The organism is Rhodococcus sp. JVH1, from assembly GCF_000280725.2.
Taxonomy (GTDB): domain Bacteria; phylum Actinomycetota; class Actinomycetes; order Mycobacteriales; family Mycobacteriaceae; genus Rhodococcus_F; species Rhodococcus_F jostii_A.
Map to the genome: position 1 here is coordinate 2,101,580 of NZ_CP166289.1, position 23,268 is coordinate 2,124,847.

The 23,268-nt window shown below is 67.4% G+C and carries 22 protein-coding genes and 1 tRNA gene; 12 read left to right on the plus strand and 11 right to left on the minus strand.

The genetic code is table 11. The features are described from left to right. Window positions 1-147: 147 nt before the first annotated feature. The 3 genes from JVH1_RS09590 (at window position 148) to JVH1_RS09600 (ending at window position 2,007) form a co-directional block, all read left to right on the plus strand. Complete coding sequence (locus JVH1_RS09590; RefSeq protein WP_005573288.1) at window positions 148-465, plus strand: helix-turn-helix transcriptional regulator; 318 nt, start codon at window positions 148-150, stop codon at window positions 463-465. Next, on the plus strand, window positions 462-962 hold the full coding sequence (locus JVH1_RS09595; RefSeq protein WP_009478379.1) for an SRPBCC family protein: 501 nt from the start codon (window positions 462-464) through the stop codon (window positions 960-962). Before JVH1_RS09590 ends, JVH1_RS09595 begins: the two co-directional genes overlap by 4 nt. 61 nt (window positions 963-1,023) lie before the next feature. After that, a complete protein-coding gene (locus JVH1_RS09600; RefSeq protein ID WP_009478378.1) occupies window positions 1,024-2,007 on the plus strand; it encodes a sigma-70 family RNA polymerase sigma factor in 984 nt (327 codons plus the stop codon). A 3-nt stretch (window positions 2,008-2,010) separates the two neighbouring features. On the opposite strand, the gene JVH1_RS09605 is transcribed toward JVH1_RS09600, so the two are convergent. Both JVH1_RS09605 and JVH1_RS09610 read right to left on the minus strand, forming a co-directional pair. Beyond that, complete coding sequence (locus JVH1_RS09605; protein ID WP_009478377.1) at window positions 2,011-2,415, minus strand: VOC family protein; 405 nt, start codon at window positions 2,413-2,415, stop codon at window positions 2,011-2,013. 96 nt (window positions 2,416-2,511) lie between these two features. Continuing rightward, window positions 2,512-3,183 carry a type 1 glutamine amidotransferase gene (locus tag JVH1_RS09610; RefSeq protein WP_043781240.1) on the minus strand — a complete coding sequence of 224 codons (672 nt, stop codon included), beginning with the start codon at window positions 3,181-3,183 and terminating at the stop codon, window positions 2,512-2,514. Window positions 3,184-3,517: 334 nt separating this feature from the next. On the opposite strand from JVH1_RS09610, the gene JVH1_RS09615 reads away from it, so the two are divergent. Beyond that, on the plus strand, window positions 3,518-4,909 hold the full coding sequence (locus tag JVH1_RS09615; RefSeq protein ID WP_009478375.1) for a wax ester/triacylglycerol synthase family O-acyltransferase: 1,392 nt from the start codon (window positions 3,518-3,520) through the stop codon (window positions 4,907-4,909). A 2-nt stretch (window positions 4,910-4,911) separates the two neighbouring features. On the opposite strand, the gene JVH1_RS09620 is transcribed toward JVH1_RS09615, so the two are convergent. After that, complete coding sequence (locus JVH1_RS09620) at window positions 4,912-5,208, minus strand: SelT/SelW/SelH family protein (RefSeq protein ID WP_009478374.1); 297 nt, start codon at window positions 5,206-5,208, stop codon at window positions 4,912-4,914. Window positions 5,209-5,346: 138 nt separating this feature from the next. Here JVH1_RS09620 and JVH1_RS09625 point away from each other — a divergent pair, with 138 nt between their 5' ends. Next, a complete protein-coding gene (locus JVH1_RS09625; protein WP_005257351.1) occupies window positions 5,347-5,472 on the plus strand; it encodes a hypothetical protein in 126 nt (41 codons plus the stop codon). 38 nt (window positions 5,473-5,510) lie between these two features. On the opposite strand, the gene JVH1_RS09630 is transcribed toward JVH1_RS09625, so the two are convergent. Continuing rightward, window positions 5,511-6,284 (minus strand): S9 family peptidase, encoded by a 774-nt coding sequence (locus JVH1_RS09630; RefSeq protein ID WP_009478373.1) that lies wholly within the window; start codon window positions 6,282-6,284, stop codon window positions 5,511-5,513. A gap of 137 nt (window positions 6,285-6,421) precedes the next feature. Between JVH1_RS09630 and JVH1_RS09635 the strand changes: the two genes are divergently transcribed. From JVH1_RS09635 to JVH1_RS09655, 5 genes are read left to right on the plus strand one after another with little or no spacing between them, the layout of a single operon-like run. Continuing rightward, a complete protein-coding gene (locus tag JVH1_RS09635) occupies window positions 6,422-7,399 on the plus strand; it encodes an ABC transporter permease (RefSeq protein WP_009478372.1) in 978 nt (325 codons plus the stop codon). Next, on the plus strand, window positions 7,396-8,319 hold the full coding sequence (locus JVH1_RS09640) for an ABC transporter permease (protein WP_009478371.1): 924 nt from the start codon (window positions 7,396-7,398) through the stop codon (window positions 8,317-8,319). The genes JVH1_RS09635 and JVH1_RS09640 overlap by 4 nt, the downstream gene beginning before the upstream one ends. Further along, complete coding sequence (locus JVH1_RS09645) at window positions 8,316-10,172, plus strand: ABC transporter ATP-binding protein (protein ID WP_009478370.1); 1,857 nt, start codon at window positions 8,316-8,318, stop codon at window positions 10,170-10,172. Before JVH1_RS09640 ends, JVH1_RS09645 begins: the two co-directional genes overlap by 4 nt. 29 nt (window positions 10,173-10,201) lie before the next feature. Then, the gene (locus tag JVH1_RS09650) at window positions 10,202-11,887 is read left to right on the plus strand and encodes an ABC transporter family substrate-binding protein (RefSeq protein WP_009478369.1); all 1,686 of its coding nucleotides are present in this window, start codon (window positions 10,202-10,204) and stop codon (window positions 11,885-11,887) included. A gap of 49 nt (window positions 11,888-11,936) precedes the next feature. Further along, window positions 11,937-12,542, plus strand: coding sequence for a hypothetical protein (locus JVH1_RS09655; RefSeq protein WP_009478368.1), 606 nt, complete (start codon window positions 11,937-11,939; stop codon window positions 12,540-12,542). Between the two features lie 4 nt (window positions 12,543-12,546). Here JVH1_RS09655 and JVH1_RS09660 read toward each other — a convergent pair whose 3' ends face one another. The 7 genes from JVH1_RS09660 to JVH1_RS09690 form a co-directional block, all read right to left on the minus strand. Next, window positions 12,547-12,915: a hypothetical protein gene (locus JVH1_RS09660; protein ID WP_009478367.1), complete on the minus strand. Its 369-nt coding sequence runs from the start codon at window positions 12,913-12,915 to the stop codon at window positions 12,547-12,549. A 116-nt stretch (window positions 12,916-13,031) separates the two neighbouring features. Beyond that, a complete protein-coding gene (locus JVH1_RS09665) occupies window positions 13,032-14,303 on the minus strand; it encodes a zinc metalloprotease (RefSeq protein ID WP_009478366.1) in 1,272 nt (423 codons plus the stop codon). A gap of 22 nt (window positions 14,304-14,325) precedes the next feature. After that, entirely contained in the window at window positions 14,326-16,266 is a 1,941-nt protein-coding gene (locus tag JVH1_RS09670) for a DNA/RNA non-specific endonuclease (protein WP_009478365.1), read from the minus strand. Window positions 16,267-16,349: 83 nt separating this feature from the next. Then, on the minus strand, window positions 16,350-19,307 hold the full coding sequence (locus JVH1_RS09675; RefSeq protein ID WP_009478364.1) for a CHAT domain-containing protein: 2,958 nt from the start codon (window positions 19,305-19,307) through the stop codon (window positions 16,350-16,352). 12 nt (window positions 19,308-19,319) lie between these two features. Continuing rightward, window positions 19,320-20,720, minus strand: coding sequence for a hypothetical protein (locus tag JVH1_RS09680; protein WP_009478363.1), 1,401 nt, complete (start codon window positions 20,718-20,720; stop codon window positions 19,320-19,322). Window positions 20,721-20,843: 123 nt separating this feature from the next. Next, window positions 20,844-21,413: a dCTP deaminase gene (dcd, locus tag JVH1_RS09685; protein WP_005238072.1), complete on the minus strand. Its 570-nt coding sequence runs from the start codon at window positions 21,411-21,413 to the stop codon at window positions 20,844-20,846. Between the two features lie 9 nt (window positions 21,414-21,422). After that, window positions 21,423-22,091: a TetR/AcrR family transcriptional regulator gene (locus tag JVH1_RS09690; RefSeq protein WP_043781236.1), complete on the minus strand. Its 669-nt coding sequence runs from the start codon at window positions 22,089-22,091 to the stop codon at window positions 21,423-21,425. An 85-nt stretch (window positions 22,092-22,176) separates the two neighbouring features. On the opposite strand from JVH1_RS09690, the gene JVH1_RS09695 reads away from it, so the two are divergent. Both JVH1_RS09695 and JVH1_RS09700 read left to right on the plus strand, forming a co-directional pair. Continuing rightward, complete coding sequence (locus JVH1_RS09695; protein WP_009478361.1) at window positions 22,177-23,001, plus strand: oxygenase MpaB family protein; 825 nt, start codon at window positions 22,177-22,179, stop codon at window positions 22,999-23,001. A gap of 96 nt (window positions 23,002-23,097) precedes the next feature. Next, a tRNA-Gly gene (locus JVH1_RS09700) sits at window positions 23,098-23,171 on the plus strand. Window positions 23,172-23,268 lie beyond the last annotated feature (97 nt).

Here is a 23,268-nt window from a genome sequence, read left to right on the forward strand (position 1 = left end):
GAGGGCGTCGACGCTGCCCGCAGTGCCACGCCGAGGCCCGCGCGCGAACCGCATGCGAACTTCCCCTGTGAGTACTTCTCACCCCCCGCGGTTGATAAGTACTCACGGGCGTTGACATGTGACCAAATGGTCACCTATTGTCGATTCATGGACGACGATCACGTCTTCAAGGCGCTGGCCGATTCCACCCGCCGCCTGATACTCGACCGATTGTTCGCCCAGGATGGTCAGACGCTCACCGAACTCGAGTCGCAGGTCGAGATGACGCGATTCGGGGTCATGAAGCATCTGCGTGTGCTCGAAGACGCGGGGCTCGTCGTCACGCGCCGCTCCGGCCGGGAAAAACTTCACTACCTCAATCCTGTGCCGATACAGCTGATCCACAACCGGTGGATCGACAAATACACCGAGCGTCACACCAGTGCGCTCGCTCAGCTGAAAGCCGAACTGGAGGAAGAGAAATGACTACCGCCGACGCAATCCAGATCTATGCGGTCTACATCAAGGCGACGCCGGAGGCCATCTGGGATGCCATCACCAAACCCGAGTGGTCGCAGCAGTACGGTTACGGCGGCCTGGTCGACTACGACCTCCGCGCGGGCGGCGCGTTCCGATCGCGCGCGGACGATGCGATGAAGGAATACCCGGGCGTGCCCGACGTGATCGTCGACGGCGAGGTGATCGAGTCCGATCCGCCGAAGAAGCTGGTGCAGACGTGGCGGATGCTGATGGACGCCGACAACGTGGAGGGTTTCACCACCCTGACCTACGAGATCGTGCAGTCGAGCCGACCCGGAGTCGCGAAACTGACTGTCACACACGACCTCACCAACGCACCGGGCCTGGCCGAGATGGTCGCGGGCAAGCGGGAGTCCGAGGGCGCGGGCGGCGGCTGGAACGAGGTGCTGAGCGGAATGAAGACTCTGCTCGAGACGGGGCAGCCGATGGTGAACTTGGGCTGACCGTCGGGTCGGTGGGCGCGAGGGCCCGACATCTGTCGGACGGCCGCAGTAAGCTCCAACCATGACGGCTGCGCAGTCGCTCGACGGGGATTTCCTCGCACTCGCCGACCCTTACCGGCGCGAGTTGCTCGCCCATTGTTATCGCATGATGGGCTCGCTTCACGACGCCGAAGACCAGATGCAGGAAACCCTCATCCGGGCCTGGCGGGGGTATGACGGCTACCAGCAGCAGGCGTCGCTGCGGACATGGCTGTACAAGATCGCCACCAACACGTGCCTGACGGCCCTGCAGAGCAAATCCAAGCGTCCGCTGCCGAGCGGGCTGGGTGCTCCCGACTCCGACCCGACCGCCGATCTCGTCGAGCGACACGAGGTGCCGTGGCTCGGGCCGCTCCCCAACCGCCTCATCGACGACGACGCGAACGATCCCGCCACCGTCGTGACGTCGCGCGAGTCGGTGCGGCTGGCGTTCATCGCCGCCCTTCAGCATCTTCCTGCACGTCAGCGCGCGGTTCTCGTCCTCCGCGACGTGTTGCAGTGGAAGGCGTCGGAGGTCGCGGCGGCTCTCGGTACCACCACCACGGCGGTCAACAGCCTGCTGCAGCGCGCACGTGCGCAACTCGAGCTGGCCACGCCGACGGCCGACACTCTCGTGGAACCGGAGTCCCCCGAGGAGCGCGACCTCCTCGACCGCTACGTCGCCGCGTTCGAGGACTACGACATCGACGCGATCGTCGAACTGTTCACCAAGGACGCCGTCTGGGAGATGCCACCGTTCGACGGCTGGTATCGCGGGGGCGCCGCGATCGGCACCCTGATCAGCGGAAACTGTCCGGCCAAGGCTGCGGGCGACATGCGTCTGGTGTCCACGGCGGCCAACGGACAGCCGGCTCTCGGCCTGTACATGCGCGGAGAGGACGGCGTCCACCGCCCGTTCCAGCTCCACGTGCTGGACGTGACGGCCGACGGGGTCTCCCATGTCGTCTGCTTCTTCGACGTCGATCTGTTCGAGAAGTTCGGACTACCGGAGACCCCGCCCACCTGACCCCTACGCCGGCACGGCGGCCGGATCCATCCACATGACCTCCCAGACGTGACCGTCCAGGTCACGGAACGCGCGTCCGTACATGAAGCCTTCGTCCTGGAGCTTGCCCCACGACGTCCCGCCGGAGGCGAGGGCTTTGCCGACAAGGCTGTCGACCTCTTCGCGGCTGTCGGCGGAGATACACATGAGGGCCTCGACGGACTTCGAGGTGTCGCAGATGCCGCCCTCGATGAAGTCCTTGAACCGGGACTCGACGAGGAGCATCACGGACGTGTACTCGTTGATCACCATGGCGGTGCAGGAGTCGTCGCTGAACGTGGAGTTGAACTCGAAGCCGAGTCCGGCGAAGAACGTCTTCGTCGCGTCGAGGTTCTTGATCGGCAGGTTCACGAAGAGCATCCGGGGCATGTGATTCTCCTTCTCGGGTTCCGCCCAGTGCGGAAGGTCATCGATACAGACCGCAGCAGTGCGCAAAACTCATCGGCGACCGCTCGCCCGATCCCCTCAGCTCTCGGCGAGGTCGAGGAACGAGCCGATGATGATCCGCCCGGCCGCTTCCACGTCGGCCATGTGCTCCCCCGACGGCGCGGTGTCCGGCGGCATGTGGGCCTGCATCACCGGCAGCTGCGCGCGGGTCAGTTCCACGTGGAACTGCAACCCGTACGCCCGGCGGCCGATCGCGAACGCCTGATTCTCGTAGAGGTGACTGCTCGCCAGCCCGATCGCGCCGTCGGGGAGGTCGAAGGTGTCGCCGTGCCAGTGGACGACGGGCACCTCGGCGTCGGCCGAACCGAACACGGGATCGCGCGTCCCGTCCACGGACACGGTGACCCTCCCGGCGCCGTTCTCCGGGGTCGGCCCCCGGCGGATCGCGCCGCCGAACGAGGCGGCGAGAAGCTGCGCGCCGAGGCAGATTCCCAGCATCGGAAGTCCGGCGTCCACAATTTCTTTGATGAAGTTTCGCTCTCGTGGAAGTTGCGGGTGGGTAACGTCATCGAGTGCGCCCATCGGACCGCCCATCACCACGAGGCCGCCGATGTCGTGAACGGCCGGGAGTTCCGACGCCCGGTACATGGGGTACTCGGTGTACCGAATTCCCTGCTCCGCCAGCAAAGTACCGACGAGCGCCGGTCCCTCGAACGGCACGTGCTTTACAACCGCCCATGGCTTGTTCATGCCACAATTCTTACCGAGTAGGGACTTTCGACCCTATGCAGGCCCGGATTCGCGAATTCCGCACTGAGTGCACAAAATTCGGATGTTCACACGGAGTTCACGTTCGGTGTACTCCACCCGAATGACACCATCCAAACTGGACGCTTGTCTAGTGGCATGGCTCACGCGAAACCTGTAGAAATACGACGTCACGCTTTCGTGACCCGTCCCATATCAATTAGTTATCCGGTGGTGGTCCCTGACAAACGGAACGTCACCATCTCCCGTTACCTCAGACCACAGACGAGCCCTCCCGCGATCCGGGAAGTCGTCTACGGGATGGAAAGGGCCCTAGATGCCGCTCCCCATGTCCCCTCTCGACTCGATGTTCCTTCTCGGCGAGTCCCGTGAGCACCCGATGCATGTCGGCGGCGTAGAGATCTTCCAGCTCCCGGAAGGCGCCGACACGTACGACATGCGCGCGATGCTCGACCGCGCGCTCGCCGACGGCGACGGGATCGTCACCCCCCGGCTCGCCAAGCGAGCCCACCGGTCCTTCTCGACGCTCGGTCAGTGGAGCTGGGAGACCGTCGACGACATCGACCTCGGTCACCACATCCGGCACGACGCGCTGCCCGCGCCCGGGGGCGAGGCCGAGCTGATGGCACTCTGCTCGCGGCTGCACGGATCGCTGCTCGACCGCAGCCGCCCGTTGTGGGAGATGCACCTGATCGAGGGACTGAGCGACGGACGGTTCGCGGTCTACACCAAGATCCACCACGCGGTCGCCGACGGCGTCACCGCGATGAAGATGCTGCGCAACGCGCTCAGCGAGAACTCCGAGGATCGGGACGTGCCGGCTCCGTGGCAGCCGCGGGGCCCGCGGCCGCAGCGGACGCCGTCGAAGGGGTTCAGCCTGTCGGGTCTGGCCGGTTCCACGTTCCGCACCGCCCGCGACACCGTCGGTGAGGTCGCCGGGCTCGTGCCCGCGCTCGCCGGCACCGTGTCCCGCGCGTTCCGCGACCAGGGCGGCCCGCTCGCCCTGTCCGCACCGAGGACCCCGTTCAACGTGCCGATCACCGGTGCGCGCCAGTTCGCGGCGCAGTCGTGGCCGCTCGAACGTCTCCGGCTCGTCGCCAAGCTGTCCGACACCACCATCAACGACGTCGTGCTCGCGATGTCCTCCGGGGCACTCCGCAGTTACCTCGAGGATCAGAACGCCCTGCCCGCCGAGCCGCTGATCGCTATGGTGCCGGTGTCGCTGAAGAGTCAGCGCGAGGCGTCGAACGGCAACAACATCGGGGTGCTCATGTGCAACCTCGGCACCCACCTCCCCGACCCGGCGGACCGCCTCGACACCATCCGGACGTCGATGCGCGAGGGCAAGGAGGCGTACGAGACGATGAGTGCGACGCAGATCCTCGCGATGAGCGCTCTCGGCGCGGCACCGATCGGCGCGAGCATGCTGTTCGGGCACAACTCGCGGGTGCGCCCGCCGTTCAACCTCATCATCTCCAATGTTCCGGGTCCCAGCTCGCCGCTGTACTGGAACGGGGCACGACTCGACGCGATCTACCCGCTGTCGGTGCCCGTCGACGGCCAGGGCCTGAACATCACCTGCACCAGCAACGACGACATCATCTCGTTCGGGGTCACCGGCTGCCGCAGCGCGGTGCCCGACCTGAAGTCGATCCCCGCCCGGCTGGGGCACGAACTGCGCGCCCTCGAGCGCGCGGTCGGAATCTGACCCTAGGGACTCTTACGGTCGCTGTGGCCGAGGTGTCGGTCGGGTGCCACCCGGTCCCGGACCAATTGCTTGAGCACGGTGATGTCGGGGAAGCCGCCCTGCTCCTTGCGGTCCCAGATCAGTTCGTCGTCGACGGTGATGCGGAAGACCCCGCCGGTGCCGGGGACCAGCGCGACCTCGCCGAGTTCCTGCCCGAACGTGCCGAGTAGTTCCTGCGCCATCCACGCCGCACGCAACAGCCACTGGCACTGTGTGCAGTAAGTGATCGCGACCCGGCCGTCTGCGCTGCTCGTCGTCATCGTGCCAGGTTAACCGAACGTGCTCCCCCGCTTGCGGTTCGAGTTGCGCGGAGGACACCTGTTCGTCATGCGTACGTCAGCATCCTGAGGCAGACTGTCGATCGCCATGCTGTGCCACCTCGACGAAAGGAAGCCGCCATGTCCACCGCGCTCGAAGAATCGCGTCGCCACGCCATCGAGCTGACCAACGAGAAGATCCAGGCCGTCAAGGACTTCTTCACCAACATCTTCCGCCTGGACACCACGCACCGCACCGAGGCCTGACCACGGGGGAGGTCTTCGCCGAGAAGGCCTCCCCACGTTCACCGGATCGATCCGAAGAACTCCACGACCTCCGCGGTGCGGAAGTGGTCGTCCGAGACGTGCGGTCCGCTCACCTCGACGAACTCGACTGTGCCTCCGCCGCGGCGGACCATCTCGACCCACGGTCCCGTGACGCCGGCGATGTTCGCCACCTCGTCCTCCCGCGACGCGTACACCCGAATCGGCACTCCGACATAGTCTCCCGGCTCGTGCCGGACGGCGTCCCAGCGCTCGGTCTTCGGTTCGAGGTCGTGCCCGTCCATGGACACGCGGAAGGCGTCCCGCACGGTGTCGCGTCCGTGTTCGCCCCGTTCCCACACCGCGCGCAGCGACAGCGACGGAGCGATGAGCACGGCGCCGTCCCACGCGACCTCCCGCAGGCGCACGGCGTTGGCGGCGGCGTTGCCGCCCATCGATTCGCCGATCAGGAAGCGGCGTGTCACCGGCCACCGATGCGACACCCATTCGTCCAGCGCGACCACCGCGTCCTGCGCCGGCCGGTTCCCCCACTGGTCGCCGTGCACGTACGGGCTGGCGACCAGGTAGCCGGCGTCCAGCAGGCCGTCCCGCAGGCCGGCGCGGTCGTCGATCGACTTCTCGTCCCCCGTCCGCCCGTGCAGGTAGTACGCGACCGCCGACGGCGTTACCCCGCGCGGCACCGCGACCACCGCACGATCGCCGGAGCGCGGGACGGTCACCGCGTGCTCGTCGTACGTCGTGAGGTGTGCCGTGCGCCGCGTCAGCGGTTCGGCGGACCCGGCACGAGGTATCACCCCGCCACGCTAACAAGCGGGGACGCGACGTGCCGGGCGGCGATCTCCGACCCGGCGCCGGTTTCGCCGAGACGGGCTGACGTCCGACGCCACGCTCCTATAATTTCAAGCCTGAGCCCGAGTTGCGAGGGGGACGGATGGCCGGCTTCCTGCTACGACGAGCGCTCAACTACGTGGTGCTGTTGCTGCTGGCGTCGTTCCTGACGTTCAGTCTCGCCTCGCTCACGTTCCGTCCGCTCGACAGCCTGGAGCAGCGCAATCCGCGGCCACCGCAATCGGTGATCGACGCGAAGGCCGCGGAGCTGCATCTGGACGATCCGATCCCGGTGCGGTACGCGAACTGGCTGGGCGGTGTGGTCCACGGCGACTTCGGCACCACCATCACGGGTCAGCCGGTGTCGGACGAGTTGGGTCGCCGGATCCTGGTGAGCATGCGGTTGCTGATCCTCGGTTCCGTCATCGGAGCGGTAGTGGGTGTGCTGATCGGCGCCGCCGGTGCGATCCGGCAGTACAAGTTCAGTGACTATTTCAGCACCGTCGTGTCGCTGCTGATTCTCAGTGCGCCGGTGTTCCTCGTCGCGACCCTGCTGAAATACGGTGCTCTCCAGATCAACTCGGTCACCGGCAACCAGATCTTCCTGTACACCGGCGAGTCCTCGGCCAGCACGATCACCGGGTTCTGGCCGCAGTTCGTCGACCGCGTGCAGCATCTCGTGCTGCCGACCATCGCGCTGGCGCTGGGCAGCATCGCCGGTTACAGCCGGTACCAACGCAACGCGATGCTCGACGTTCTGGGAAGCGACTTCATCCGGACCGCGCGGGCGAAGGGACTGACCCGGCGGGCGGCACTGCTCAAGCACGGGCTCCGGACGGCACTGATCCCGATGGCGACACTGTTCGCCTACGGATTCGGGGCGCTGGTCGTCGGCGCGACGTTCACCGAGACGATCTTCGGCTGGCACGGGATCGGCGAGTGGATCGTGATCGGCATCGACAATCAGGACACGAACATCGTCGTGGCGATCACGTCGTTCACCGGGCTGATCGTGCTGTTGTCGGGACTCCTCTCGGACGTGGTGTACGCGGCGCTCGACCCGAGGGTGCGTGTCGGGTGACCGAGATCCAGATCGCGTCCACCGATGCGGCGGTGTCGGCCGTCGGTCGCCGGACCCTGTTGTGGCGGCGGTTTCTCCGGAACAAGCCCGCCATCGCCGGGGTGTGCGTCCTGGTGTTGCTGTTCGTGGGCAGCTTTGTCGGACCGCACCTGCTCCCCTACGACTATCAGCAACTCGACTACACCGCGCTGCTGCAGTCGCCCAGCGCCGAACATCCGTTCGGCACCAACCAGATCGGCCAGGACGTTCTCGCCCAGACGCTGCGCGGGCTGCAGAAGTCGCTGATCATCGGGATCTGCGTCGCGATCTTCTCCACGGCCATCGCGGCGCTCGTCGGTGCCCTGGCGGGGTATGTCGGCGGCTGGCCGGATCGGGTGATCATGTGGCTGGTCGACCTGCTGCTCGTCGTTCCCAGCTTCATCATCATCGCCGTGTTCACTCCGCGGCTGAAGTCCTCGAGTTCGATAGTCCTGCTGATCCTGCTGCTGGCGGTGTTCGGCTGGATGATCACCGCTCGGATGGTTCGGGGAATGACGCTGAGCCTGCGCGAGCGGGAATTCGTCCAGGCGGCCCGGTACATGGGCGCCCCCACGCACAAGATCATCACGAGCCACATCGTCCCGAACATCGCGTCGATTCTGATCATCGACGCGACCCTGAACGTCGGTGCCGCGATCCTCGCCGAGACCGGGCTCAGTTTCCTAGGGTTCGGTGTCCAGAAGCCGGACATCTCCCTGGGGTCGCTGATCGCCGACGGCACCGAATCCGCCCTCACCTACCCGTGGCTGTTCCTGTTCGCGGGCGGACTGCTGGTGATCACCGTGCTGTCGGCGAACCTGGTGGGCGACGGTCTGCGTGACGCGGTCGATCCCAGTTCGACGCGATCCCGGTCCGGCAAGCGGAAGAAGGCGAAACGGTGACCGGGCAACCGTTGCTCGAGATCGAGGACCTGCGGGTCAGCTTTCCCAGCGAGGAGGGCCGCATCGAGGCGGTCCGCGGCGTCGGCTACTGCGTCTCCGACGGCGAGGTGCTGGCCATCGTGGGTGAGTCGGGTTCGGGCAAGTCGGTGGCGTCGCTCGCCGTGATGGGTTTGCTGCCCGAGCATGCGCGCGTCACCGGCTCCATCCGGTTGCAGGGCCGCGAGTTGCTGGGCATGGGCGACAAGGAGCTGTCGGCGCTGCGCGGGAAGACGGTCAGCATGGTGTTCCAGGACCCGCTGTCCGCGTTGACGCCGGTGTACCGGGTCGGTGACCAGATCGCCGAGGCGCTGCTCGTCCACGGTAGGGCGAGCAGCAAGAAGGATGCCGCGCAGCGTGCTGTCGACCTGCTCGACCTGGTAGGGATACCCGATCCGGCGGTGCGCGCCAAGGCCTTTCCTCACGAGTTCTCCGGCGGCATGCGCCAGCGCGTCGTGATCGCTATCGCCATCGCCAACGACCCTGCGCTGATCATCTGCGACGAACCGACCACCGCCCTCGACGTGACCGTGCAGGCGCAGATCCTGAACCTGCTGCGCAAGGCCCGCGACCTCACCGGCGCCGGCGTCGTGATGATCACCCACGACATGGGCATCGCCGCGACGCTGGCCGACCGCGTGGTGGTGATGTACGCGGGCCGGGTGGTGGAGTCGGCGCCGGTGCGCGAACTGTTCGCCGAACCCCGGATGCCCTACACCGCAGGGCTGCTCGTGTCGGTGCCGCGGATGGATGCACCGATCCGGAGCCGCCTGGTCTCGATCGCCGGTGCCCCGCCCGCGTTGCATTCGCTGCCACCGGGCTGCACGTTCGCGCCGCGCTGCCCGCTCGCGGTGGACGCCTGCCTGCTCGCCGAGCCGGAACTCGTCTCGACCGGACCCGGTCATCAGGCTGCGTGCATCCGCGTCGACGAGACGGGCACCCGAGATCTGTTCACGGCGTATCGGTGGGACCAGCCGGCACCCGCCCCCAGCGCGGAGACGGCACCCGAGCACCGCGTGGTGTTGCAGGTGGCCGATCTGGTGAAGACGTATCCGATCACCAGCGGTCTGGTGTTCCGCCGCAAGCGGGGCGAGATCCGGGCGGTCGACGGCATCAGCTTCGACATCCGGGCCGGCCGCACGCTGGCGCTGGTGGGTGAATCCGGCTCGGGCAAATCGACCACGTTGACGCAGATTCTTGACCTGGCCGCGCCGGAATCCGGTTCGATTGCGGTGCTGGGCGCCGACGTCGCGGCGCTGAGCCCACCCGAGAAACGTGCGATCCGGCGCAAGATGGCGGTCGTCTTCCAGGATCCGACGGCGTCCCTGGATCCCCGGCTGCCGGTGTTCGACGTTCTCGCCGAGCCGCTCCGGCTGGACGGCCGCAGGCGTGAGGAGGTCGGCCGCCGGGTACCGGAGTTGCTCGACCTCGTCGGGTTGCGCCGCGAGCACGCCGATCGCTATCCGGCGGATTTCTCGGGCGGCCAGAAGCAGCGGATCAGCATCGCCCGGGCGCTCGCACTCGACCCGGAACTGCTGATCCTGGACGAGCCGGTGTCGTCGCTCGACGTCTCGATCCAGGCCGGGGTGCTCAACCTCCTGCGCGATCTTCAGGAGCAGCGGGGCATGTCGTACCTGTTCGTCTCCCACGACCTGTCGGTGGTCCGCAACATCGCACACGACGTCGCGGTGATGTACCGGGGCAGGATCGTCGAGTCGGGGGCCGCGCAGACGATTTTCGAGAATCCGCAGCACGAGTACACCCGGGCACTGCTCGAGGCAATTCCCGTTCCGAATCCGACGTATTTGGCACACTAGCCTCAGCGAACTTCGAGGAAGGGCATCCCATGAGGATTCGATCGGCGCGCACCCGCCTCGCGGTATCGTTCCTGGCCGTCGGCCTGATTGTCGGTGGCTGCGGGGGTTCGGACACCGGGGGTGTCGACGCCGGCTCCGGGTCGATCGGCACCACCAACGACATCAATCCGCACGATCCGAGCGAGCTGCGCGACGGCGGAAATCTGCGGTTGGCGTTGTCGGGTTTCCCCCCGAACTTCAACGCCCTGTCCAACGACGGCAACGACTCCGAGATCGCCGGCATGTTGAAGCCGATGTTGCCGCGGGCGTTCAGCACCGACGCGTCCGGGGCGCTGTCGGTCAATCACGACTACTTCACCGACGTGGCGCTCACCGGCACGGACCCCCAGCAGGTCACGTACACGATCGACCCGAGGGCGGTGTGGTCCGACGGCACCCCGATCACGTGGGCGGACATCCAGTCCCAGGCCGCGGCGCTGAGCGGGACGAACAAGGACTTCCTGATCGCGAACACGTCCGGGTTCGAGCGGGTCGACCGGGTCGAACGCGGCGTCGACGACCGTCAGGCGGTGATCACGTTCGCCGAGCCGTACGCCGAGTGGAAGGGCCAGTTCGCGGGCAATTCGATGCTCTACCCGAAGTCGGTGACCGCGACCCCCGAGGCGTTCAACGAGAGTCTGCGCGACGGGGTCACGCTGACGTCGGGCCCGTTCCGGATCGCGTCGATCGACAGGGCGCAGAACCGAATCACACTGGGCCGCAACCCCGCGTGGTGGGGTGACACCCCGAAACTCGACACCATCACCTACAGCGTGCTCGACGACGCCGCGCGCATTCCCGCTCTGCAGAACAACGAGATCGACGCGTCCGGACTGGGCACCATCGACGAGGTGAAGACCGCACAGGGTTCGGAGGGAATCGCGATCCGCCGGGCGCCGGGAAACCAGTTCTCGCACATCACGTTCAACGGCGCGGAGGGATCGATCCTCGCCGATCCGGAGTTGCGGGTGGCGCTGTCCAAGGGCATCGACCGGCAGGGCATCGCGACCGCGATCCAGAACGGTCTGGTCGACGATCCCCAGCCACTGAACAACCACGTCTACCTCAACGGTCAGGAGGGCTACCAGGACAATAGCGCAGCCGTCTCCTACGACCCCGAGGAGGCCGCGAGGCGGCTCGACGAACTCGGCTGGACACTCGACGGCGAGTTCCGGGAGAAGGACGGGCGCAGGCTCGAGATCCGCGACGTCATGTACCAGTCGACCACCTGGGTTCAGATCGCACAGATCCTTCAGCAGAACCTCGCGCAGATCGGCGTCAGACTGAACATCGACACCCGCGGCGGCACCGGATTCTTCACCGATGTCATCCAGCCCGGCGACTTCGACATCGCCCAATTCTCCTGGGTGGGTGACCCGTTCCCGCTCAGCGGCCTGCCCCAGATCTACGCGTACAACCCCGACGACCTGCAGGGCAATTACGGCCGGATCGGTTCGCCCGAACTGAACGCGCTGATCGAGCGGACGATCTCGGAACTCGACCCGCAGAAGGCGATCGAACTGGCCAACGAGGTGGACACCGCGGTGTTCGAGGAGGGGTTCTCGCTGCCGCTGGTGCAGGCGCCGGGCAATGTCGCGGTGCGCGACAACCTGGCGAACTTCGGCGCCGCCGGACTCGCGTCCTACGACTACACGAAGATCGGCTTCCTGAATTAGCGGGTTCGCGGCCGTCCGCTACCCCGTTGCCGTCGGCGCGTGTGCTTTGGTGGTGTGCGGCACGTTCGCCGTCGTCGCCGACGCCGATCAGCTCAGTGCACTGGTCGTGGTCGCGGCGACGGTGCTCGGTGTCACCGGCTACACATTGTTCGCTGCCACCCGTTCGGGGTCGGAGCCGGGGCGCCCTGCCACGGTGCACCGGGTCCGCCAGCAGCATCGGCTGACCAGCAGGTCCTGGATCGAGGTTCGTGAGGAACCGGGTTCACTGTGGATTCCGGTGTTCTTCGATCCCGTCCTGATCACCCTGCCGACCCCGACCGCAGCGACCCTCCACTGCGTGGGGCGTCGCCGAGTCGTCGTCTGGGAAAACCGTCGACTGCTCCCCTCCGGTCGAGCGCGTCGCTCGGAGCCGGCCGGGCGGTTGATCGACAACCCGTCGCGTCCGGATCCGGACGGTCCGGTGCGCGCACGGACGACCGCTCGGCCGGTCCGCCGGCTCGTCCTCGACGCCCAATTCGCGGTCGCGGCGCCGTTCGTCGGGGCATTGTGGGTCTACGTCGCGGGCGGTGGGCTGCCGGCGTTCGCCGGCGCGACGTGTGTGGCGGCGGCCGTCGCGGTGTGGTTGGCGGCCGTCCGCGGCTCCGACCCCAGCTGAGGGGTCAGGACATGGTGACGCCCGCGCTGACGAAGCACGGCAGCAGTCCGGCGATCTCGCTCAGCACGGGGCCGAACCCCACGGCGGCGGGAACCGGGTCGTTGACGAACGCGACACCCCGGAACCCGGTGGTGAGGTTCGTGAACTGCACGACGGCGCCGTTCCACTGCGCGAGCGGCGCGGCGGTGGTGTACCGGATCCGGTCGGGCGCGACCCGCTCCGCGTTGAACGTCAGCCACGCGCCGGGGGCGCAGGTCGACATCGAGCCGGGGATGAAGGGCGCCGCGGAGACGGCCGAGGGCACTGCGAACGACAGTGCGCCTGCCACGGCGATCACTGCACCCAACCGGCCCACCACTTGTCGAGTAGACATCGGAATTCCTTTCGGGGCGCGCCAATCCGTCTCCCCGAGTACGGCGGAACCGCGTCACTGAGTGTGAATACCAGGTCAGAGAATTATATCCCCGCGGGTACCTCCCACCGCCAGGGTCAGGAGGCGTCACCCACGTCCAATTCGAGACGGTCCTCCTCGAGCCGCACCACCCGGACGGTGCGCAAGTCGCCCGCCGCCGTGGTGACCTCGAGCCGCCCGTCCTCGGCGGGCACCCACGTGCCTTCACGTGGTTCGTCGGCGTCTCCCCGACCGATCACCCAGTCGACGAACGAGCCGTCCGGCCGGAATTCGATACCGCCACGCCCCCTCGCGCGCGGGAAGTCGAATCCGGCGGGCCTGTACACGCGGACGCCGTCGTGGTCCTCCTCGAACGAGTGCCGCCATCGTCCCGCGGCACTTCGGGAAACCAGCGCGGACGCGGCGGACTCCGTTCCCCCGGGCCGCCCGGTCCACAACTGCTTCCGGACGCCGTCGAGGCACGCTCCCATCCGCGCGCCCTGCCCCTTGGTGAACATCACCATCCCGGCGTCGTCCGTGTAGTCCATGTAATCCATGAACAGGTCGCCGTGGGGGCCGTTCCCGCAACTGATGTGCGGGAATCGCGGCATCCCGACGTTCTGCCCGCCCTGATTGGGGGTGTCGCCGACCTCGTCGGAGCCCCGGCACCCGGTGCCGTCGTCACCCCAGATGTGGAACAGGTTGAAGTAGTGCCCGATCTCGTGGGTCGCGGTGCGCCCGAGGTTGAACGGGGCCCGTGCGGTGCCCGTCGTCCCGAACGCGGTGTAGGTGATCACGACGCCGTCGGTGGCGACCGGACCGCCGGGGAACTGCGCGTAGCCGAGCAGACCACCGCCGAGCGCACAGACCCAGATGTTCAGGTATCTCTGTGTCGGCCACGGATCGGCGCCGCCGGTCTCCGCGGACTTGACGCCGTCGTTCTGATCGAACGCGTCGACTTCGGTTGCAGTTCGGGTGATTCCGTTCGTCGCCCGTCCGTCCGGATCCGTGTCGGCGAGGTAGAATTCGATTCCCGCGTCGCCGACCAGATGCTCGAAGACGGACGGAACGGCGTCCACGTCGTCGTTGGTGGCCCGGAAATCCTTGTTGAGCACCGCGATCTGGCTCTCGATCTGCGCGTCGGAGATGTTCTGCGCCGCAGCCTTCCACACGACGTGAACGACGACCGGAATCCGTGCGAGGCCGCGGGCAGCGATCGACTGCAGCGATTCCAGGTCGATGGTCTGGTTCTCGATCTCCGATCGGGCGATGCGATACGACTCCGACTCGGTCAACAACCGGCGGTGCACGTCCATCGCCCCGCAGGTGCGCTGCGCGGGCAGATCGATCGCTGATTCGTTGGTGCTCATGGCGTCGGGCTCCCGTTCGGTTTCAGAGAATCAGGTCCTGGGGACGGATCAGTTCGCGAGGCAGGGCGCTCGCCTCGATCCGCTCGAGCGGATCGGCCGCGATGCACGGGTCCAACCCGAGCCCGGTCAACTGGGCGATCCGCCGCACGGGCACCTGGAACGTGCGGTACGCACCGTAGGAGAACGCCTCCTCCCCCTCGGCGAATTCGTCGAGCAGGGCGGCCTGGCTGAGCAGGTATCCGGTGACCGAGAGACCGCCGTCCTGCTTGACCATGGCCACCGTCTTCCAGAACTGACGCGGCAGCGCCACCCCGCGGTATTCGGGGTCGTCGGGCGCGAGAACGGGTCCGGTGACGACGCTGACGGCGAGGTCGGCGTTGTCCGCGTTCTTCAGGACGTAATTCTCGAGGCCCAGCCACAGGGTCTGGCCCGCGTTGAAATTGTGATGTTGCGGAGTGCAATTCGTGAAGTGGAACGTGTCGTCGTTCGCCGCCTTGGCGAGCGGCCCCCACGCCGGGTCGAGTCGGCGCACCAGGTGTCCGCGGTCGAGCGGATTGTCGCGATACACGTCCTCCCCCGTCTGCTGATCGGCCGGAAGTCGCGGGTCGAGAATCCATCTGTCGCTGTCACGCCGCGGGCTCTGCGACTGCGTTCCGTCGATGTTCACGGCAGTGAACAGCGCCAGCGCCCGCTCGCGATGCATCACGACGCTGAAGTGGTGGTACTTCAACTCCGGTGACGCGACCGACGGTGTCCCGGGCCGCGGAAGGGGTAGCGGCAAACGCAGGAAGTTCGCGTCGTACCCGCCGCGCGTACTGTAGTTCGGGTCGATCGAGATCGCCTCGGGCTCAGCGGGTCGCCGGGCGGCGGCCGGTGAGTCGACGGAGCCGAGACGCACCGTGATCTCGAGGGGAACCCGGACGGTCACTTCCCGTTCGTGTTCGACGGCCGGGGATTCCGTCGGTGCCGTCCGCTCCGCGCGGACGATGTCGTCGACGAGGTCACGCGACTGCGGGGTGAGGTTCTGCGCGCGCACGTATTCGAGGATGCGGCTGATGCGCACGCCCTCGTTGAGGACACCACCGAACTCGGTGTGTTGTGGCGCCCGCACGCTCGCGTGATGCAACGCGACCACCTCCCACTGATCGTTGAAGACCGGCGAACCCGAGGATCCGGGTTCCGTGTCGGCCGAGTAGTGCAGAAACCGCTCGGGTATGTCGACGATACGGTTCTCCCGCAGGGCGATCTGCTTCTTCTCGCCGCGGGGGTGCTGCACGATGGTCACGAATTCGCCGATGACGGCCTTGCCCTCCGCCTGGATCAGCGGGTTGAAACCGAACTGGGCGAGCGTTCCGGGTTCGGCTCCGACGGCGACGAGCGCGAAGTCGCGTTCCCGGTCGGCGAGGTAGAACCGCCCCGGGTCCAGCGGGAACATCTGCACGGGGCGCGGTTTCCCGTCGATGCCGTCCTGGTAGTCGAACTCGATCACGCTGCTGCGCGCCGTGTCCGCGTTCGGCAGCACATGATGGTTGGTGAGCAGCAGCGTGGGTGAGACGAGGAAGCCCGTGCCGTAGCCCTGCAGGGTTCCCCGCGCGTCGCGGATGTTGACGCGCCCGATCGACCGGGCGGCGGCGGCGCCGGCATCGAGGTATCGGACGCCGACGAAATCGGCTGTGTTGATTATTTTCTCGAGAACCTGATCCGGAAGGGTGTCCGACTCCCAGTCCCCCTCCGCGTAGTAGCGACCGAGCCGGTTCACCCGCTTCGCGATCCGTTCGGGAGTGTCCGCGGCGGCGACGCCTCCGGGGCCGTTGAGTGCGTCCACGTGCTCGCCCCGCTGCGGTGCCCGTTCGCGGGCACGCAATTCCGCCGCATCGCGCTGTCGCTGCCGTTCCGCCTCGAACGTTCCCCCGGGCATCGCGCGCTGCGCCTGTCCGTCTCCGATGTTGTCGACGATGGTCATGACTCGGTCCTCACGTAGGTCGGGCGGCTCGTCCTGCGATTGCGAGCCTGCTCGTCGCGGGCACGTCGGTCATGCGTAGTGGGCTACTCGTTTCTCGGCCCGGCCACGGTGTCGGTGCGTTCGTACTGTTCGACGCCGTTCCGGACGACCCGTCGGATGCGGTCGCCGTCGGCCACGAGGTCGTCGAGCAGCGGAACCGCCAGTTCCGGCCGGATGGGGGTTTCCGCGAGGAGCTGCCCGAGTTCGAGTGCGTCCGACCCGAGCGCGCCGACGATGACCTTCCGCCGCGCGGAATCCAGCGCCGCCTCGACGTCGAGTTGCTTCGCGGTGTCGCCGCGCGTCGCCTGTATCGGTGTCGCCGTCTCGACCAGCAGCGCCCGGACCTCCGGCGCCGTCAGGTCGCGGTCGGTCGCCCACACCAGCATGGCGGCGACCGCCACGTACAGCGCGGCGAACGTCGTGCCGTCCATCTCCGGTCGATCGACGAGCTGCTCGCACGTTGTCCCGGTGATCGTCCGCGGCGCGTAGATGTCGGGTTTCCCCGCGTCGGGGAAGTACGGGGTTTCGTGGGTGAGCGTGCCGTCGTCCTCGACGGCTCCGACGGCGAACGCGTCCGCACTCCACGCAGGATATGCCGGTTCGTCCGAGTGGTCGCCCGAGGCGATCACCAGCCTGCCGTCGCTCACCAGGCGCGCAATCACCGCATTCTGCGCATCCGAGGGCACCGCGTTGCCGTAGTCGAACACCAGGATGTCCGCGTCGGCCAGGGCCGCGTCCTCCATCCACCGGCAGACGTCGCGCTCGGACGGGACACCGTCGCCGAAGGCCAGCTCCCCGGGAAGGAGTTCGGCCAGTGCCGATTCACCCTCCCCCGTCTCTCCGGCTACTACCCGCCCCGGAACCCCGTGCTTGATGGCGCACTGCGTGACAGCGACGGCGATCTCCTCGCGTCGGCCCACCGTGAACGGACCCGCGACCGCCAACCGCAACGCGCGCCGCACCGGCGACGCTGCCGCTGCCTCCGCTTCGGGGACAGCGGTTTCGGCGCCGAAGAAGTCGGACCCGTTCGATACCTGGGGCGCCGCTTTCGGGGCGCCGACGCCGAGTTGCCGGACGAGGACCGGCAGGTCCCGCGGGTCGAACGTGCCGTTCCGGGCGGCGAGATCGGCCAACTTCTCCCACAGTTCCAGGTGTCGCACGTCCGCGTAGAGCCGGGACAGGTCCTTCTCCGGATAGCGGGTCAGGGTCGGCAGATTGCGCCGGATCCATTGCCACACTTCAGGCCACGACAGGGCGTCGAGGCGGATCGTGCGCACCTCCGAGGGGCGGAGCGGTCGCGTCAGTTCGACGAGGTCCGCGGTGGCCGCCACCGCGAGCCGCGCCTTGCTGCGCCGCTGTGTAAGCAGGACCAGCGCGTCGAGGAGGCCCGGGGCGCCGGGTGCGTCGCCGAGCAGCAGGTCACCGTCGTCGATGACGATCGCAACCGGGACTTCGGTGAGGTCGCCGAGTAGTCGCTCCCACCAGTCGCCGGCGCTGAATCTGCCCGGCCGGACGGTGCGCACCCCGACGTCGCGCATCAGCTCGTCGACGAGGCGGGCCAGTTCGCGGACCGGGTCGGGTTCCGCGAGCAGCCGTTTCGCGCTGATGTACAGATGTGCGATCTGCGGATCGAGCTCGTCGAGCACCCGGTCCAGAAGCGAGGTCTTTCCCGTCGACGGCATTCCGACGACGTGCAGCAACCGCGCCGGCGTCTGCCCGGACAGCACGTCCACCCCCTCGCGCAGCTCCGCGAGGCGGGAGATGAAACGAAGTTCACCCTGGCGGATACCGAGCCGCAACCCGACCCGCCGGGGCGGCGGCTCCGGCCGCGCCCGCGCCTCCGGATCGATGATCGCGCCGGGCTCGCTACCCCCGACGAACAGGCACGGAACCGCCCAGTCGAGCAGCGGGTCACCGCTGTTCTCGTCGCCGTTGATCGCGAGCCGCGCCAGCCGCAACGCCTCGGCCACCGGCTGGCCGGCGGTCAGTGCCTGGTAGAAGAAGCGCGTCAGCAGTCGCTCCGTCCTGAAGGGCAGCACCGCCTGCATCCCGATCACCATCGGGCACGCATCACGTACGCAGATGTCGGCGGACGACAGCGGCCCGGGCCAGGGATCGTCGTCGGCGGCACCGTCCGGCGCGCGTGCCGTCTCACACCCCGCGAACACCGCCAGCCGGAGGTCCGGGAGTTGCTGCAACAGCAACGCGAATTCCTGACTGGGCAGCAGCATCCCGCGACCGTTGCGCCGCTCCAGCTTGAGCCCGTCCGGATTGGCGTGGCCGAGGTAATGGAAGAGGTGAAAACCGCGTCTCTGCATACCCATTCGACTGCGCAGCCGTTCGACCGACGGGCGGTCCTCGACCACAACGCGGAGCAGACCCCGGTCCACCAGGGGCCGCAATTCCGACAGAAGGCTACGTTTCTCGGCATACAGGTCGAACGGGGCCTCGGAATCCCCGGGGCCCTCCCGCAGAGGGCTCGACATCACCAGCAGGAGGTTGAGCGGCGGCTCGATCGGCGTCTGCCGCAACGGGTAGGTGCGCGACCGTCCCGACCGCACCACGTGGACGTCGCGCGCCATGGCGAGGAACTGGTCGGGTCGTTGCGGATCCAGCAGCAACTCCCACGGCCAGGCACACACTTCCTGCGGCGCGGCGAGGACGCGGAGGAGAAGCTGGGTTCCCGTGGTCCGGGCCAACCCCCGGCTCTGCTGCAGCAGCGTGACGATGTCCGGAACCCCGAACACCAGATCCGTCAACACCTGCCCGACGTCGAGGGCATGGGTTGCGGCGTCGGTGCGCGCGTGCCGGACGGTGTCGGTCAACCAGTCGGACGGGGTGTCGATCGTCTTCCCGGTGACATCGTTCGGCAGTTTCCATTCCGGGACCGGTCGCCGCACCGCGAAGACCGAACCCATCCGCGACTGCGCCGAGAGCCAGATGTGGTCGCCGGCCCGGAGAACGCTGATCTCCAGTGCCTCGAAACCGGGTGTCGGTCCCATGCGTCCGCGCTCCTAGACGTCCACGGACCGGGCGATCTCGTCGACGTCGACCACACTCGCGACGTCGGCGACCGGGTGCACCCCGGGTGCGCGCACGGTGATCCGGTAGTCCTGGGCGGTCAGCCCGTCGAGGCTGGTCTGCTGCCAGCCGTCGGCGGTCGACACCAGCGGGTGTTCCCGGCTCGGACCGCCGGCCATCGGCTCGACCGTCGCGAGAAGCCGAGCGCCCCCGGCACCGGTGCGCGCCCGGATCACCAGCGGCTCGGCGGTCGTGACGTCGTCGACTTCCAGCGCGACCGATTCGTTCACCGCCGGAAACACGTTCGGAGGCGCGAGCGTTGCGGTGTTCAGGATTCCGCCCACATGGTCGAGCACCGGGTCGTCGTTCTGGAGGGAGCCGTGCCGCTGGCTGAAGAAGGCCGCGTTCTTCCATCCCGTCATGAGTTCGTGCGGGGTGGACGACAATTTCGGCACGGTGCCGTCGCCGCCGCTCTCGTCGGGTCCGCGGACGGTCATCGTCTCGACCTTCGCCCCGGCGAGCCGGGCGGCCCACCTGGTGGGCTGGAAGTCGCCGATCACCGGCCGGATGTCGTAGCCCTCGTGTCCCGACTTCAGCCGTGCGTCGACGGCGTCGCGCAGACCTCGGTGCAGGCGCACCGCCGCAGCCATCCGGCCGGCGTCGAGACCCGTCCCCGACCAGTCGAGCTTCTCGTCGTCGAGCGCGAGCCACGACCCGCCGTCGCCCGCCATGCACCGATACGACGGCAGCAACTGGTAGGCGGACGTGAACGACCGGATCAGCGCACTGAGGTCGACGGTGAACGGGCCCCAGCCCTTGCGGAAACCGTTGACGAGGAAGTCCAGCGCATTGACCGAACCGGAGTACGGGGTCCCGAACGTGACGAGGGTGCGGGTGTCACGCCACCCGTCCAGGAATTCGAGGAACAGCCGAGCGACGATTCCGCCCATGGAGTGGCACACCAGCACGAGCTTCGCGTCCGCGTTCCCCGACTTCTCGCGCCACCGCGTCAGCCAGTCGTGGGTCCGGCGGGCCAGGGCGCGGGCCGCCACCCGGTTGTCGCGCCGCCAGTCGTAGGGGAACTCGAAATAGTTGTCGCCCGGAACCACCCCGAATCGGCGGACGACGTCGTCACGGAATTTCGTGTACCCGTCGATCTTCCAGTCCAGCCCGGGAACGAAGTGGAAGTCCGGGACCAGGCGGGTGGCCACGACGCCGTCACCGAGGTCGTCGACATCCGGATCGTCGCCGTCCAGCTTCAGGCGTTTGATGTTCCCGCCCAGCGACAGCACGCCCGCCAGCGCGACACCCGGTGTCGGTGCCCATACGTCCTTGCCGTCACGGGCGAGGACCGACCCGCCGATGCCGGGCAACAACACGACTACGTCTTTCATGGCGGCCTCCGGGATCGAACGCCCAGGAGAGGGCGGCTTCGAATCTCAGTCTTCTCTCACCCGCCGCAATACACACGAGTAGCGGACCACTCGGTTTGCAATTTTTTCGTCGGGCCGCGCGGCTCAGCTCTGCGCGAAGTTGAGGTAGGCTTTCGACGGCGTCGGGCCCCGCTGGCCCTGGTACTTAGAGCCGACGGCGGAGCTGCCGTACGGGTGTTCCGCCGCGCTCGACAGCCGCAGCAGGCACAGCTGGCCGATCTTCATGCCCGGCCACAGGGTGATGGGCAGGTTCGCGACGTTGGAGAGCTCCAGGGTGATGTGCCCATTGAAGCCGGGGTCGATGAACCCGGCCGTGGAGTGCGTCAACAGTCCGAGGCGGCCGAGCGAGGACTTGCCCTCCAGGCGTCCCGCCAGGTCGTCGGGCAGCGAACACACCTCCAGCGTGGAGCCGAGAACGAACTCGCCCGGGTGCAGGACGAACGGCTCCCCCTCGGCCGGCTCGACCAGCGTCGTCAGCTCGTCCTGCCGCTGAGCTGGGTCGATGTGCGTGTAGCGGGTGTTGTTGAACACCCGGAACAGGCTGTCGAGGCGCACATCCACGCTCGAGGGCTGGACCATCGAATCGTCGAACGGGTCGATGCCCAGACGTCCAGCGGAAATTTCGGCACGGAGATCGCGATCGGAGAGGAGCACAGGTAGAGGTTAACGGGTGTGGATGGCCATGGAGAGCAGCAGTTCGGTGCAGGTGTCCACGAGCTCCTCCTCGGGGAGGGTCACGGTGCCGTTCAACCACGCCGTCAGGGTCTGCGCCAGGCCGCCGACCATGAAGTGCGCGGCCAGGTCGAGACGCGGGCTCTCCGCCACCTCGTAATACCCGACAGTCTGCTTGGTGACCAGGCCCGCGAACAGCCGCGAACTGTCGAGGCGTCGCTGCGCCAGCACCGCGCTCGACTGCGCCACCGAGAACATGAGACGGCCCTGACGCGGATCCTCGGCAACCTCGCGCACGATGTTGCGGACGCCGGCGCGCACGATGTCGCGTTCACCCGGCCCGGCGTTCGACACGGCGTCCAGGGTGCTGGTGGCGATCCGGTCCACCACGTGGTCGTAGACGGCGACGGCCAGCGCGTCACGGTCGGTGAAGCTCTCGTAGAAATAGCGGGTGGCGAGTCCGGCCTGCTTGCAGACTCCGCGCACGGTCAGGGCGTGGTCGCCGTCCGCGCTGCCCAGCAGGTCGAGTCCCGCCTCGATGAGCTGGCCGCGCCGTTCCGATTTGCGCTGGTCACGCTCCTGGCCGCCATAGACGCGCCCGCCGTCGCTCGTCGAGTTTCCGACGTTCGCGTTCACCGGTGCGGTAGACATGCGCACCATCTTTCCACCGAACCCTGGACGGCGAACATATATGTGAGTACGGTCGTGTTCAGATGGCGAATCCGTGTGGGGAGAGGGAACACAAATGTCGACGTCACTCGAAGTACCGGACCGTCTCGATCAGGTCATGGACGGCGCCGGACTACTGGCAGGCGCCGCGAACATCATCATGCAGCTCGCCCATCCCGGGGTCGGGTACGGCGTATACGAGAGCAAGGTCGAGAGCGGCCAGCTGTTCAGGCATCCGATCAAGCGGACCCGCACCACACTGACCTACCTCGTGGTTGCGGCCCGCGGCACCGACGAGGAGAAGGCGGCCTTCCGCAAAGGCGTCAACCGCGCCCACGCCAAGGTGCACTCCACCCGCGACAGCCCCGTGCAGTACAACGCGTTCGACCCCGAACTGCAGCTGTGGGTGGCCGCCTGCATCTACCGGGGGTTCGAGGACGTCAACCGCGCCCTGCACGGCGACCTCTCCCCCGCAGCCGCCGAGTTCTTCTACAAGGAAGGCGCCACGTTCGGCACCACCCTCCAGGTGCCCCCGGACATGTGGCCCGAAGACCGCGTCGCATTCGAGGAGTACTGGAACAAGGCCCTCGACAAGGTGTCGATCGACGACACCATCCGCGAACACGTCCTCTCCATCGCACAACTCGAATTCCTGCCCGCCATCGTCTCCCGCCTGTTCGGCAGGCTCAACATGTTCTTCACCAACGGCTTCCTGCCCCAGCAGTTCCGCGACGAAATGCACCTGACATGGACCGACAAGGATCAGCAGCGCTTCGACCGGACCCTGCGCACCATCGGCACCGTCAGCAGGCGCATCCCCGTCCGCATCCGGGAGTTCCCCTACAACCTGCTCATGTTCGATCTGCGACGCCGAATGAAGGCCGGCAAACCCCTCGTATGACACACCGCGCGTGTGCCCGGGTAGTCCGGATCACCATCTGATAATGTTTCCGCCGCAGGGTGTTGGGCCTGCCTACGGGCGCCCAATATCGTGCGCGCCGATGTAGTTCAATGGCAGAACATCAGCTTCCCAAGCTGAATACGCGGGTTCGATTCCCGTCATCGGCTCCACCCACCACCACCCACGGGGTGTTCACCCAATAGAGCCTGTTGGGTTCACCCATTAGGCCCGGGATCGGATTCAGACCCTACTTTCTGCGCATTCGAC